At 70.3% G+C, this 12,293-nt stretch carries 12 protein-coding genes; 5 read left to right on the plus strand and 7 right to left on the minus strand.

Features of this window, described 5'->3' with window-relative positions:
• Nucleotides 1–45 precede the first annotated feature (45 nt).
• Nucleotides 46–1,353 carry an ABC transporter substrate-binding protein gene (locus tag H9622_RS02790; RefSeq protein ID WP_191764035.1) on the minus strand — a complete coding sequence of 436 codons (1,308 nt, stop codon included), beginning with the start codon at nucleotides 1,351–1,353 and terminating at the stop codon, nucleotides 46–48.
• A 110-nt stretch (nucleotides 1,354–1,463) separates the two neighbouring features.
• Nucleotides 1,464–2,504 carry a LacI family DNA-binding transcriptional regulator gene (locus tag H9622_RS02795; RefSeq protein ID WP_191764037.1) on the minus strand — a complete coding sequence of 347 codons (1,041 nt, stop codon included), beginning with the start codon at nucleotides 2,502–2,504 and terminating at the stop codon, nucleotides 1,464–1,466.
• A gap of 589 nt (nucleotides 2,505–3,093) precedes the next feature.
• Between H9622_RS02795 and H9622_RS02800 the strand changes: the two genes are divergently transcribed.
• Both H9622_RS02800 and H9622_RS02805 read left to right on the plus strand, forming a co-directional pair.
• The gene (locus H9622_RS02800) at nucleotides 3,094–3,861 is read left to right on the plus strand and encodes a winged helix-turn-helix domain-containing protein (protein WP_191764039.1); all 768 of its coding nucleotides are present in this window, start codon (nucleotides 3,094–3,096) and stop codon (nucleotides 3,859–3,861) included.
• Nucleotides 3,862–4,245: 384 nt separating this feature from the next.
• On the plus strand, nucleotides 4,246–5,226 hold the full coding sequence (locus H9622_RS02805; protein ID WP_225221531.1) for a DNA-3-methyladenine glycosylase family protein: 981 nt from the start codon (nucleotides 4,246–4,248) through the stop codon (nucleotides 5,224–5,226).
• A gap of 27 nt (nucleotides 5,227–5,253) precedes the next feature.
• On the opposite strand, the gene H9622_RS02810 is transcribed toward H9622_RS02805, so the two are convergent.
• The 5 genes from H9622_RS02810 to H9622_RS02830 all read right to left on the minus strand — a co-directional run bounded on the left by H9622_RS02810 (nucleotide 5,254) and on the right by H9622_RS02830 (nucleotide 10,965).
• The gene (locus tag H9622_RS02810; RefSeq protein WP_191764041.1) at nucleotides 5,254–6,303 is read right to left on the minus strand and encodes an LLM class flavin-dependent oxidoreductase; all 1,050 of its coding nucleotides are present in this window, start codon (nucleotides 6,301–6,303) and stop codon (nucleotides 5,254–5,256) included.
• Between the two features lie 34 nt (nucleotides 6,304–6,337).
• The gene (locus H9622_RS02815) at nucleotides 6,338–6,652 is read right to left on the minus strand and encodes a hypothetical protein (protein ID WP_191764043.1); all 315 of its coding nucleotides are present in this window, start codon (nucleotides 6,650–6,652) and stop codon (nucleotides 6,338–6,340) included.
• A 3-nt stretch (nucleotides 6,653–6,655) separates the two neighbouring features.
• Nucleotides 6,656–8,161 (minus strand): FAD-binding oxidoreductase, encoded by a 1,506-nt coding sequence (locus H9622_RS02820; protein WP_191764045.1) that lies wholly within the window; start codon nucleotides 8,159–8,161, stop codon nucleotides 6,656–6,658.
• Nucleotides 8,161–9,651: a (Fe-S)-binding protein gene (locus H9622_RS02825; RefSeq protein WP_318247006.1), complete on the minus strand. Its 1,491-nt coding sequence runs from the start codon at nucleotides 9,649–9,651 to the stop codon at nucleotides 8,161–8,163. The genes H9622_RS02820 and H9622_RS02825 overlap by 1 nt, the downstream gene beginning before the upstream one ends.
• Before the next feature lie 144 nt (nucleotides 9,652–9,795).
• Complete coding sequence (locus H9622_RS02830) at nucleotides 9,796–10,965, minus strand: RtcB family protein (RefSeq protein WP_191764047.1); 1,170 nt, start codon at nucleotides 10,963–10,965, stop codon at nucleotides 9,796–9,798.
• A gap of 391 nt (nucleotides 10,966–11,356) precedes the next feature.
• Between H9622_RS02830 and H9622_RS02835 the strand changes: the two genes are divergently transcribed.
• The 3 genes from H9622_RS02835 to H9622_RS02845 all read left to right on the plus strand — a co-directional run bounded on the left by H9622_RS02835 (nucleotide 11,357) and on the right by H9622_RS02845 (nucleotide 12,287).
• Nucleotides 11,357–11,770, plus strand: coding sequence for a VOC family protein (locus H9622_RS02835; protein ID WP_191764049.1), 414 nt, complete (start codon nucleotides 11,357–11,359; stop codon nucleotides 11,768–11,770).
• A 45-nt stretch (nucleotides 11,771–11,815) separates the two neighbouring features.
• Nucleotides 11,816–12,040 (plus strand): hypothetical protein, encoded by a 225-nt coding sequence (locus H9622_RS02840; protein WP_191764050.1) that lies wholly within the window; start codon nucleotides 11,816–11,818, stop codon nucleotides 12,038–12,040.
• 61 nt (nucleotides 12,041–12,101) lie between these two features.
• Nucleotides 12,102–12,287, plus strand: a complete 186-nt coding sequence (locus H9622_RS02845) for a DUF1918 domain-containing protein (protein ID WP_191764052.1) — start codon at nucleotides 12,102–12,104, stop codon at nucleotides 12,285–12,287.
• The last annotated feature ends 6 nt before the right edge of the window (nucleotides 12,288–12,293 follow it).

Here is a 12,293-nt window from a genome sequence, read left to right on the forward strand (position 1 = left end):
CCTCTGGGGCGGTGGGTGGCGCTTCGGCCGCCCACCGCCGTCGGGTCAGCGGAAGTCCGCTGTTCCTGCTTCGTACTCGGAGCCGAGGTTGGCGTTGGTCGCCTCGGCGTCCTGCGTCCCGGTCACGAGGCCCTGGAGCTGCTGGACGATCACGTCGTAGAAGCCGGCCGCGGGCCAGTCCGGGTAGAACGACAGGCCGTCGTCCTCGAGCACGCCGTTGAACGCCGCGATGAGCTCCTGGCTCTTCGGGTCGGTGATGTCGGACGGGTCGGCGGCGACGGGCACGCCGCCGTTGTTGCCGATGATCGCCTGGATCTCGGGACGCATCGTGATGTCGATGAACTCGTACGCGAGCTCCTTGTTGGCGGCGTTCTCGGGGACGACCCAGAGGTTGCCCGACGAGCCGAGCGACAGCTGCGTGTCGGGGAACGACTGCAGCGTCCAGTCGAAGCCGGCCTCCTCGACGAAGCGTCCGTACCACCACGAGCCCGACACGAAGATGGGCGCAGTGCCGTTGATGAACGAGACACCGGCGTCCTCGGCCTTGACCGACGAGACATCGGAGGCGATGTAGCCCTTGTCGACGTACTCGGCGAGCGTCTCGGTCGCGTAGGTCAGCTCGGGGCCCTGCCAGTCGACCGGGTTCTCGTACAGCTGGTAGTCGTTGACGAACTGGCGGTCGCCCTGCGTCAGCGCGAGCTGGTACCAGAGCTGACCGAGCGGGTACTCCGCACCCGCCTCGGCGAGCGGCGTGACGCCCTGCGCGACGAACGCGTCGAGCACGTCCACGAACTCGTCGTAGGTGGTCGGGATCTCGAGCCCGGCCTCGGCGAACGCGTCCGTGTTGTAGTACACGCCGACGAACTCGCCGTAGTTGGGGATGCCGTACCAGGTGTCCCCGCCCATGACGCCGTCTTCGGAGTACTTCGCGGTCGTCTGCAGCGACGGCGCGAGCTTGTCGGCCCAGCCGTACTCGTCGACGGCGTCCGAGATGTCGGCGATGAGGCCCGTCGACGCGAGGAAGCCTGCGGTCGCGTTGCCCTTGTTGAACTCCATGAGATCGGGCGCGGCATCCGAGTCGAGCACCTGGCTCGCCGTCTTCTGGATCTGCTCGAACGACTTCTGCTCGAACTCGACGGTCGCCCCCGTCTCCTCCTCGAAGACCTCGATCGCCTCGTTCCAGGCCTTGGTCATCGCGCTGTCTTCACCCTCGTAGTGCCACAGCTTGAGTGTGTCGCCGTCGCCGGACTCGGACGAGCCGCCCGCGCAGCCGGCCAGTGCGAGCGCGCCGACGGTGAGGGCGCCGACGGCGGCGAGGCCGCGCCGGGCGTTCTTGCGTGTGAATCGTGCCATCAGTGGCACTCCTTTCATGGTGACCTGCGTCGGTCGAGGTGGGTGATTCAGTTGTTGTGTCGAAGCGCTTCGATGACGGGCAGCGAAGCGAGGAATCGGATGCCGCGGCCTCAGTCCGCTGCGGCTCCCGACGGCCGGGAACCCGGCGGCGCGGCGATCGTGCCCCGGGATTCGTAGGTGGGTGGGATCAGTCGCAGCCCGGGCTCCGGACGGCTCGGGCCGAGCATCTCGAGCGCGAGGTCGACGGCGAGGTCGCACGACTCCTCGGGAACGAGCGGGATGGAGTCGACCGGCACGGACAGCGCGCTCAGGTCGAAGGACGCGCCGACCGAGATGACCGAGACGTCTTCGGGAACACGCAGCCCGCGGGCGTCGAGCTCGGCGAGCACCGCGGCGTGCGCCTCGTCGGCGCAGTGCAGGACGAGCGCGGTCGCGCCGCCGTCGAGCAGCTGCCCCGCCGTGCGCCGGGCGGCGGCGCGGTCGGCGTGCTTCTTGCCGGTGGTGCCGTACGCGACCTCGAGCCCCCGCTCGGCGGCGCGGGCGAGCACGCTCGCCCGCACACGCGGTGGGAAGTTCGACTTCACGTACGCGGTGTCGGTCTGGCCGACGAGCCCGATCGAGCGGTGGCCTGCATCGGCGAGGAGGTCGACCGCGCGGGCGGCTGCCGCCTCGAAGTCGAGGTCGACGCAGACGAGCCCCTCGTTGTCGTCGGGGATGCCGATGAAGACGGTCGGTGTCGCGATCTGCCGGGCGAGCGCGACACGGGCGTCGTCGGGGGCCACGTCGAGCACGAGGATCGCGTCGACCAGGCCGTTGGCGGCGACCCGGCTCATGCCGGCCTGGGCCTGCTCGTCGGTGAGGAGCAGGATGTCGTAGTCGTTGCGTCGCGCGGCGACCGCCGTGGCGAGCACGAACGACATGTGCGTCGGCGCGTGCGTGTCTTTGCGCAGCGGCTCGGTGAGGGCGAAGATCTGCGTACGCGAGCCGGCGAGCATCCGGGCACCGGCGTTCGGGCTGTAGCCGAGTTCGCGCACCGCCTCTTCGATGCGGCGACGGGTGTCGGGAGCCACGGGGCGCTTGCCGCTCAGCGCGTACGAGACGGTGCTGATCGACACGCCGGCGGCTTCGGCCACCTCGTTGATGTTCGCCACGTCGACCTCGTCGTCTGTCGGAAGTTGATGCTCGAAGCGCTTCGCGGAAACGCTTCGACAGGCATGTTACGCACAGGTCCGGCGTGCGCGCAAGACATTTGTGGAATCTGGCAACATATCCCGCACGCACGTTGCGCAGATGAGGGTGGCGCCGCGCCTGCCGCCGCTGCCGCGGCCGACTGAGCAATGTGTCACATTTCGTCATGCTCGGGATGCCGCGCCAGGGCGATTTGACGCATTGCGACGCACTCCGTCATAATCGGCCACATGACTGACAACGCACGCTCACTGTCCGCCTGGGAGGCGAACGGAGCTGCCGGCATGATGATGGCCGGCCGCGTTGCCATGTGTTGTCGAATGTGCCACTAGCACGGTGACCCCCGCCGGACCCGCACGCCGCTTCTGAACCACGGCTGAGCGAGTCCCCCGAAGCACCGGGATTCGTGCGTTGATCACGCGCACCCGGATGCCTCGAACATCGCCCGACGACGGGCCGCCCGCACCGGGCACCGCCCTCTTCCGGGCATCAGCACATCCGAACCCGTTCGCGCCCCATCGGCCCGGGTTCCCTCCCGCAAGGACCATCATCATGTCGACCACCGCCCTCCTCGATCGCCCCGCCGCCCCCGCCCCTGTCCGCCACCTCCGCGCGGTCACGCGTCCGGTTCCGACCATCGACACCTCGGCGCCCGCCACCGCTCCGGCAGCTCCCGCTCCGGCAGCCGCGCAGCCGGCACGCCACCTGCCCCCGGGCACCGCTCCCCGCGGGTTCGCGCTCTACGTCGGCATCGACGAGGCGAAGGCCGCGGCATCGGGTGTCAGCCTCGGCGTCCTCGTCGAGGCGCTGCGCCGCACACTCGGCGAGCTCGCCCCCGAGGCCGAGACCTATGCCACCGTCGCCCTCGCCCCGGTGGGCTCCGGCGGCCGCGACGTCGACGTGGTGCGCCTGGCGCTGCACGAGCCGTCCGCCATCGCCCGCACCAAGAACGAGGAGCCCGAAGACGAGGACCGCGCCGCCGGTGGCGTCGTCGTCGACATCTCGCGCAAACGCGTGCTCATCGACGGCGAGTCGGCCGCCTTCACATTCAAGGAGTTCGAGCTGCTGCAGTACCTCGTGCTCCGCGAGGGCCGCACGATCGAGCGCACCGAGCTGGTCACCTCGCTGTGGCAGGGTGCCACCGAGGACGAGGCTCCCGGTGAGCGCACCATCGACGTGCACGTGCGCCGCCTGCGCGCGAAGCTCGGCCGGTACGAAGACATCGTCCGCACGGTCCGAGGCGTCGGCTACCGCTTCGACCGCCACGCCGACGTCGTCATCCGCTACGGCCACGGCACGCCGTCGCCCGACCGCTTCTGACCGGCACCGAGCTTCACCCGGCTCGCAGGCGCCGCCTCACGGCGCCCGCCCGCTCGCCCGCCCCACGCCGCTCCCCTGTCACAACGCGCCGCACGACGCGGCAACTCGTGACAGGTGAGCCCCCGCCCGCCCGCCCCACGCCGCTCCCCTGTCACAACGCGCCGCACGACGCGGCAACTCGTGACAGGTGAGCCCCCGCCCCACCTCCCGACGCCGCTCCCCTGTCACAACGCGCCGCACGACGCGGCAACTCGTGACAGGTGAGCCCCCGCCCGCCCGCCCCACGCCGCTCCCCTGTCACAACGCGCCGCCCCGCGCGGCAACTCGTGACAGGTGAGCAGAACGCGGGATGGGATGTCGGAGGCCGGGGCGTATCGTCGAGGCATGACCTTCGTCGCCCCGACCCGCCGCTCCGGCGCGGTCGTGCGCGACCCCCGGCCCGATCCGGGCCGTCCGCTCGAGACGGAGTACCGGCCGCGGCATCCGCTCGACGTCGCCCGCACCCTGCTGTTCCTGCGGCGCGGCGCGAACGACCCGACCATGACCGTGTCGGGCTCGGTGGTCTGGCGCGCGAGCCGCACGCCCGAGGGGATTGCGACCCTCGCCATCCGCGGGACCAGTCCGGGCGTGGTCCGCGGCGCCGCCTGGGGGCCCGGCCGCGAATGGGCGCTCGCGCAGCTGCCCGACCTCTGCGGCGCGGCCGATGATCCGTCGTCGTTCGACGGGTCGCGGCATCCGCTCATCGCCGAATCCCACCGCCGCAATCCCGGCCTGCGACTGGCGCGCACCGGGCTCGTCTTCGACGCCCTTGCGTGCGCGATCTTCGAGCAGAAGGTCACCGGCATGCAGGCCTTCGCCGCATGGCGGCGCATCGTGACCTGGCACGGCGAGCGCGCCCCGGGGCCGACCCCGCGACCGATGTTCGCGCCCCCGTCGATCGACGGCTGGCGTGACGTGCCGTCGTGGGCGTGGCACCGCGCCGGGCTCGAGCCGCCGCAGTCGAAGGCCGTCGTGCGTGCCGCCCGCCGCGGCGACGCGCTCGTGCGCGCCGTGCTCGCCGCACACGACGGCGAGGCCGTCGACCGCGTGCTGGTCAGCCAGCCCGGCATCGGACCCTGGACCTCGGCCGAGACTCGCATCCGGGCGCTCGGCGACCCCGACGCGGTGAGCGTCGGCGACTTCCACCTGGCTCACGAGGTCGGGTACGCGCTGACCGGCGAGCGCGTCGACGACGATGGGATGCTGCGACTCCTCGCCCCGTGGGCCGGCCAGCGCCAGCGTGTGATCCGGCTGCTGTACGCGAGCGGCATCCGCGAGCCGAGGCGCGCTCCGCGCCTGCATCCCGAAGACCACCGCGACCGCTGACCGGCGCAGCAGTCGCAGCCTCGATCGCTACGCGAAGGCCGGCATGACGCGGTCGTGCACGAGCCGGAGCTGGGTGTCGACGTCGGGGACGCCCTCGACCTCGCGACCCATGAGCGCCTTGACGAGCGCGGCATCGGTGATCGCGAGGATCATGTGGTTGATCCCCGCGGGCTCGATCTCGCGCTTGATCTTCTCGGCGCACTCCTCCGGCGTGCCGGCGATCGACAGTCGCTCGGCGAGCTCGGGCGGTGTGAGGTCGATCGCTCCGCCGAGGTCTCCTGCCCCCAGCGCCGCGATGACCGGCTCGAGCTCTTCGGGCTCGACACCGTTGCGACGCAGCTGCTCGGGCGGCATCGCCGACGCGTAGAGGCCGACCATCGACCGCGCGGCCTCCTTCGCGGCGGCCGAGTCCTCGCCGACGGAGAACACCACCCACGCGCCGAGGTCGAGATCCTCGACATTCTTGCCCGCGCGCTCGGCTCCGATGCGGCAGTGCTCGACCATGTAGTCGTACGCCTCGCGCGTGTAGCTGAGCGCGTGGTGGCAGCCGTCGGAGAACTCCGCGCTCGCCTCGAACGACTTGGGACCCCGCATGGCTCCGACCTTGACCGGCATCCGCTCCTGGACGGGGCGAGCGAAGGTGAATAGGCCCGCGTAGTTGAAGAACTCGCCGTCCATCGTGATGGCGCCCTCGTCGAGGAACGTGCGGATGACCTTCACCCCCTCCAGCACGCGCGAGAGCGGCTTGGTCCCGGTCCAGTCGATCTTGTACTGCGCGAGCAAGCCGAAGTTGCCGCTCCCGATCACGACCTCGGCGCGCCCGTTGGTGAGCTCGTCGAGGGTCGCGGCCGCTTGCGCGATGAGCGTCGGCTCCCGCAGCACGACACCCGAGACGCTCGGCCCGAACCTCACGTTCTTCGTCTTGTCGGCCGCCGCGGCGAACAGGAGCCACAGATCCTTGTGCCAGGTCTCGTCGGCGGCGTACACCGCGTAGTAGCCCAGCTCGTCGGCAAGCTGGATCGAGCGCAGCGACTGTTCGAGTGGATAGTCCGGCAGCATGACATAGCTGAACTTCATCGTGATCTCCTTCGGGTGGGTGGATGCCGGCTGATCAGTCCGGCGAGAGGCTGGGACCGGTCGCGGGCGACGACGCGGCGCCTCGGCCCGCGTCCTCGGCGTCGACGTCGGCGAGCAGGTCGGACCCGGTCACGACGGTCGACGCGAAGTGGCGGTGCATCCAGGCCAGGTGGTCGCCGCGGGCGTTCATGATGCGCAGGGAGTCCCAGTTGGGGAACTGCTGCTGCAGCACCCAGCGCTCCATCAGGCGCGGGTCGACCTCGAACACGTGCTCGTGGGTCGTGATCGCGACATCCGTCACCCGCTGCGGCTCGGGCGGCTGCATCTGCTCGTCGTAGCGGAACGGCATCGCTCAGCCCTCTCCCTCGTAGGCCCGATCCAGCAGATACTTCCCTGGGTTCATGATGTTGTTCGGATCGAGAGCGCGCTTGATGTCGAGCATGACGTCGAACCCGCGGCCGAGCTCCTCGGGCACCAGGTCGACCTCGCCTTCGCGGCACGAGCCGTGGCAGGCGCTGATCGATCCGCCGTGGTCGAGGGTGACGCGCGCGATCGCGCGCTTGGCGTCGACCCACAGCGCCCACGCGCGATCGTCGAGCTGCTGCTCCCAGATGCCGACGTCGATCTCGGTGAGGTAGTCGACGCCGGTGCTGCCCTGCGTGTAGGCGAACATGCCCCAGTCGTCGAAGACGTCGGTGCGCCGGCGCAGGTCGGCGATGATCTCGTGCCAGGCCCGCGTGACCGACTTCAGCTCGGAGAAGTTGACGGCCGCGTCCTCGCAGTGCCAGCTCATGGGCACGACCTGACCGTCCTTCGTGCGGCCGTGGAGCGGTGTCGCGTAGCGGTCGTGGCGCGCCGCCCAGTCCCCCTCGGAGATCTCGTCTCCGAGGTAGCGCGCGCCGTGCTCCTTCGCGATGCGGAAGAGCCTCTTGCCGCCGGCGCGCACCTCGTCGTCCCAGCCGTACATGACGGCGCACACCAGCGCCCGCACGTCGGCCGGCTGCGGGATGTAGGCCTCGTCGTCACGGCGCAGGTACGCCACTTTGTGCTCGTCGAACAGCACGGCGCCCGCGAACGTCGCAACCCCTGCACGGGCGAGTGCGCCCGTGCAGGCGTACGCGTCGTCGTAGTTGTCGAACGCCCAGAACGGCGAGAGCTCCGCTTCGGGCTTGGGGAAGAGCTTGAGCGTCGCTCGCGTCGCGATGCCGAGTGTGCCCTGGTGTCCCATGAACAGGTGCTTGAGCTGGTAGCCGCTGGACGACTTCGACACCTTCCGCCCGATGCCGTCCCCGACGTGCATGATGTCGCCGGTCGGCAGCACGAAGTCGAAGCTCAGGACGAGGTCGCGGGTGTGGCCGTAGCGCGAGCCGATGAGCGACCAGCCGCTCGTGCCGATCCGTCCGCCGACGAGCGAGCACGGGTACGACGCCGGGTCGTCGGGGTAGAAGAGCCCGTAGGGCGCGAGGTACTCGTTGAGCTTGAGCATGTTGATGCCCGTGCCCACCGTGACGGTGCGGTTGACCAGGTCGAGTTCGTGCACCTGGTTCATGCGCTTGACATCGACCAGGATGCCGCCGCGCAGCGGCACGGCACCGTCGGTGAGCCCCGTTCCGCCGTCGCGCGGGACCACCGGGATGCGCAGGTCGTTCGCGATCCGCACGATCGCGGCCACCTGCTCGGTCGAGGTCGGCAGGACCACGAGGTCGGGCACCCGTTCGGACCACCGATGCACCGGGAAGGGCGCCGGCACGCGCGCCCGGTTGTAGCGGTCGCCGCGCCCGGTGAGGATCTGCTCCTCGGCGAGCACCGTGCGCAGCGCTCTGACGGCGGTGTCGACATCCTCGGTGAGCATGGTCATCAGTGAGCTCCCCCGCAGCCGCAGGCCGCACCCGAGCCGCAGCCACCACCGGAACCGCAGCCTCCGCCCGAACCGCAGCCCCTCGGGCTGCGCCCGCGGCCCGGCGCGCCGGTGCGCGCCTGGGCGAGCCGCCGGTCGCCGGTCGATCCGCGCGAGCCGCCGACCTCGATGCCCAGCGCGGTCGCCAGCAGCTCGTGGATGTCGAGCACGTCGATGTCGACGTCGTTCCCCGCCTCGGTGAGGGGCCGCTCCGACCAGGGGCAGGCGCTCACGAGCGTGTCGACGTCGAGCTTCTGGACGTGGCTCAGCCGGCGCGCGCTGATCGCCGCGGTGAGCTCGGGCTTCTCGACGGCCAGGCCCCCGCCTGCGCCCGAGCAGTACGACCACTGCGTGACGCGGTCGACGTCCTCGAACCGCAGTCCCGGGATCGACCGCAGGATCTCGCGCGGCTCCTTCCAGATGCCCTTGCGCTTGTTCAGCCGGCAGGGGTCGTGGTACGTGATCGCGCGGTCGACAGCGACCGAGGGCACGAGCCGGCCGTCGCGGATCATCTCGGCGAACAGCTCCACGACCAGCACGACTTCGAGGTCGAAGTCGGCGCCGAAGTACTTCGGATAGTCCTCGGTGAACGAGATGTAGTCGTGGGGATCGAGCACCAGGATGCGCTTCGTGCCGGTGGCGCGCCAGGAAGCCATGTTGTGCTCCGCGAACGCGCGTGCCTGATCGACGTAGCCCATCTCGGCCGCCGGCCCGCCGCAGCACCACTGCTCGCCCATGAGGCCGAACTCGTAGCCGGCCTTCTGCAGGATCTGAGCCACGGCGCGGGGCACCGATGTGCGGTAGAACGCGGCCTCGCAGTCCACGAAGAGGATCGTCTCGCCGCCGATCGGGATGTCGAGACCCACCGCCCAGTCTCGCACGGTGTCCTGGCCGACCGGCGCCTCGCCGAGCACAGGCTCGTGGCTGCGCTGGGCGGTGAGCTCATTCCACGCCTTGTACCCGGGCTGGTGGATGCCGGAGTCGACGGCGAGAGCCCTCGCGGCCTTCACGACATCCACGGTGCGGGTGCGGAAGCGGTAGAAGTCGCCGGTGAAGAGGGTGTTGGGGCAGCGCAGCTCGCACGCGCCGCACTGCGTGCAGTTCACGTAGTCGGCCGCCACATCCTCGATGGTCAGCTCACCGCGCTCCATCGCCACGACGTTCGCGTGGAATGCGGTGGGCGTCCACGACTCGTTGCGCGTCTCGGTCATGACCGGGCAGACCTCGCGGCAGAACTTGTGGCCCGACGAGTAGCAGTTGTACGAGGCGTTGCGCCACTCCTCGACGAACTCCCGCGTCTTGATGTCGGCGACCGGGATCAGCACCTGCGGCACGATCTCGTCGTTGCGGGTCAACTCGGCGAGCTCGGGCGGATTGCCCTGCATTCCGGGCGTGAAGGGCTGGACGAGCACGTCGTCGGACGGCGATCCGTCCGGAGCGAGGTCGGGCACGGGAACCCCCCTGGGCGTGGATCCGACCCGGCGTGTCCAGCGTCGGACTGCGTTGAGTCACATCCTGGCCGCCCGGCCCGTCAAGTTCAAGACATCGGGAGGGATGCCGCGACCCGGCCCGCAGGCGCGGGCCGCGGCATCCGCTCAATCGCCCTTCACGTTGACGAGCTGGCGCAGCGTGTGGCGGATCGACACGAGGTCGGCGGCGTCGGCCATGACCTGATCGATCGGCTTGTACGCCTGCGGGATCTCGTCGATGAACGCGTCGGTGTCGCGGAACTCGATCCCCGCCATCGCCTCGCGCAGCTGCGCGTGCGTGAACGTCCGCCGGGCGGCGGACCGCGAGTACTCCCGGCCCGCACCGTGCGGCGACGAGTTCAGCGACAGCGGGTTGCCGAGCCCCTCGACCACGTAGGAGGCCGTGCCCATCGAACCGGGGATGAGACCGGGCAGGCCCGCGTCCGCCTGGATCGCCCCCTTCCGCGAGACCCACACCTGCTTTCCGAAGTGCTTCTCGGACTCGGTGAAGTTGTGGTGGCAGTTGATCCGCTCGTGCTCGACGACCGTCTCGCCCATCACCTCGGAGAGCTGCCGCGCGACGCGGTCCATCATCTCCTCGCGGTTGAGGAGCGCGAAGTGCTGCGCCCAGCGGAGCTCGCGGATGTAGCGCGTGAACTCCGGCGTGCCCTCCACCAGGTATGCGAGGTCGGGGTCGGGCAGCTCGATCCACCACTTCTTCGCGAGCCGCTGCGCGACAGCGATGTGGTGCGTGGCGATCTTGTTGCCGACGCCTCGCGAACCCGAGTGCAGGAACATCCACACGCGGTCGAGCTCGTCGACCGACACCTCGATGAAGTGGTTGCCCGAGCCGAGCGACCCGAGCTGCAGGCGCCAATGCCCGGCGTATGCCGAAGGGTCGAACCCGGCCTTCTCGGCCAGTGCCTCGAGCTCGGCGACGCGGGGCTCGGCCGTCGCGACGACCTTGCGGTTGGCGTGACCCGCCGACAGCGGGACGGCGCGCTCGATCTGCTCACGCAGCACGCTGAGGTCGTGCGCGACGAGCTGGTCTCGCCTGAACTGGGTGCGGACGGCGATCATGCCGCAGCCGATGTCGACTCCGACGGCGGCGGGCATGATCGCGCCGAGGGTCGGGATGACCGATCCGACGGTGGCGCCCTTGCCGAGGTGCGCATCCGGCATGAGCGCCAGATGCGGGTGGATGAACGGCATGCTCGACGAGGTGCGGGCCTGCTCGACGGTCTTGTCGTCGAGCATGCTCGCCCACGAGAGCAGCCGGGTGGAGAGCCTCTCCATGGTTCCTTTCCTTCTGGAGGGTCCTGAGGGACCGAGGCGGCGGACTCACGGCCCGCTGCGCACCCCTGGAAAGAGGAACGCCCCGGACCTGTGCGGTGCGGGGCGTGGAGAGCGGATGCTGCTACACGGCCTGCGCCGGAGGGGACGACTCGTAGCGGTCGCCGGGCTGCTTGCCCAGGACCGGCTCGACACGGAGTGCGCGCTGCGCGTTCATCCGTCGTCCTCTCGGCTCGCCTGTGGTTCCGTGCCGGTCGGCACGGACTCGCCAACATAGTGGAGCCGTCGACGCGAGGTCAAGCGCGGCTCGCGGATGTCGGTGGCCCGGACGACACTGGGTCATGCCACGCGGCCGGGCGCGGCATCCCACCCCCATCGTCCTTCTGGAGTCGCCATGCCGAGCCTCAACCCGTACTTGTCGTTCAAGAACCAGGCCCGCGAGGCGATGACCTTCTACCGGAGCGTCTTCGGCGGCGACCTCGACATCTCGACCTTCGGCCAGTACGAAGGCATGGTGCAGGACCCGTCCGAAAACGACCTGGTGATGCATGCGCAGCTGTCGACGCCCGACGGCTTCGTGCTGATGGGGGCCGACACCCCCCGCGGCGTCGAGTACCGCGAGCCCGCGGGCATCTCGGTGTCGGTCAGCGGCGACGACGAGACCGCGCTGCAGGCCTACTGGGACGCACTGTCCGAGGGCGGAACCGTCGTGATGCCCTTCGAGACGCCGCCGTGGGGTGGGCGCTTCGGCATGCTCACCGACCGGTTCGGCATCGACTGGATGCTCGCGCTCAACGCGCCGCAGTGAGCCGGGGCACGGTCGCGACCGTCGCGGCGCGCCTAGGCTGTCTCCATGACCCCACCTCGCAAGCGCTGGACCCGCGGTCACTCCGGATGGGCGTTCGGCACCGCGCTGATCTTCACGGTCGGCATCATCTTCGGGCTGATCTGGGGGCAGCTGCTCGTCGGCCTGTTCCTCGCGCTGGCGGTCTCGATCGGCTGGCTGATCGCGTACGAGTCGTGGCGCGGCCGCAACGTCGGTCTGGAGAACCGCGACGACGACGGCGCCCAGCTGTAGCGGCCCACGCCTACCGCTCCCGGCGCGCGCGTCGTATCGTGAGCGCCAGGAGGTGGTCCGAATGCAAGCCAGCGTGGGGGACCGCGTGATCATCCACGGCCGCATCGTCGGTGCGGCGGAACGCGCCGGCGAGGTCATCGAGGTGCGCGGTGGCGGCGACACCCCGTTGCTCGTCGTCCGGTTCGACGACGGGCACGAGGCGATCCTGTCACCGGGCAGCGACTGCGAGATCCGCCACGAGTCCTGAGCGGGC

It is taken from the genome of Microbacterium gallinarum (assembly GCF_014837165.1).
In the GTDB taxonomy this organism is placed as follows: Bacteria; Actinomycetota; Actinomycetes; order Actinomycetales; family Microbacteriaceae; genus Microbacterium; species Microbacterium gallinarum.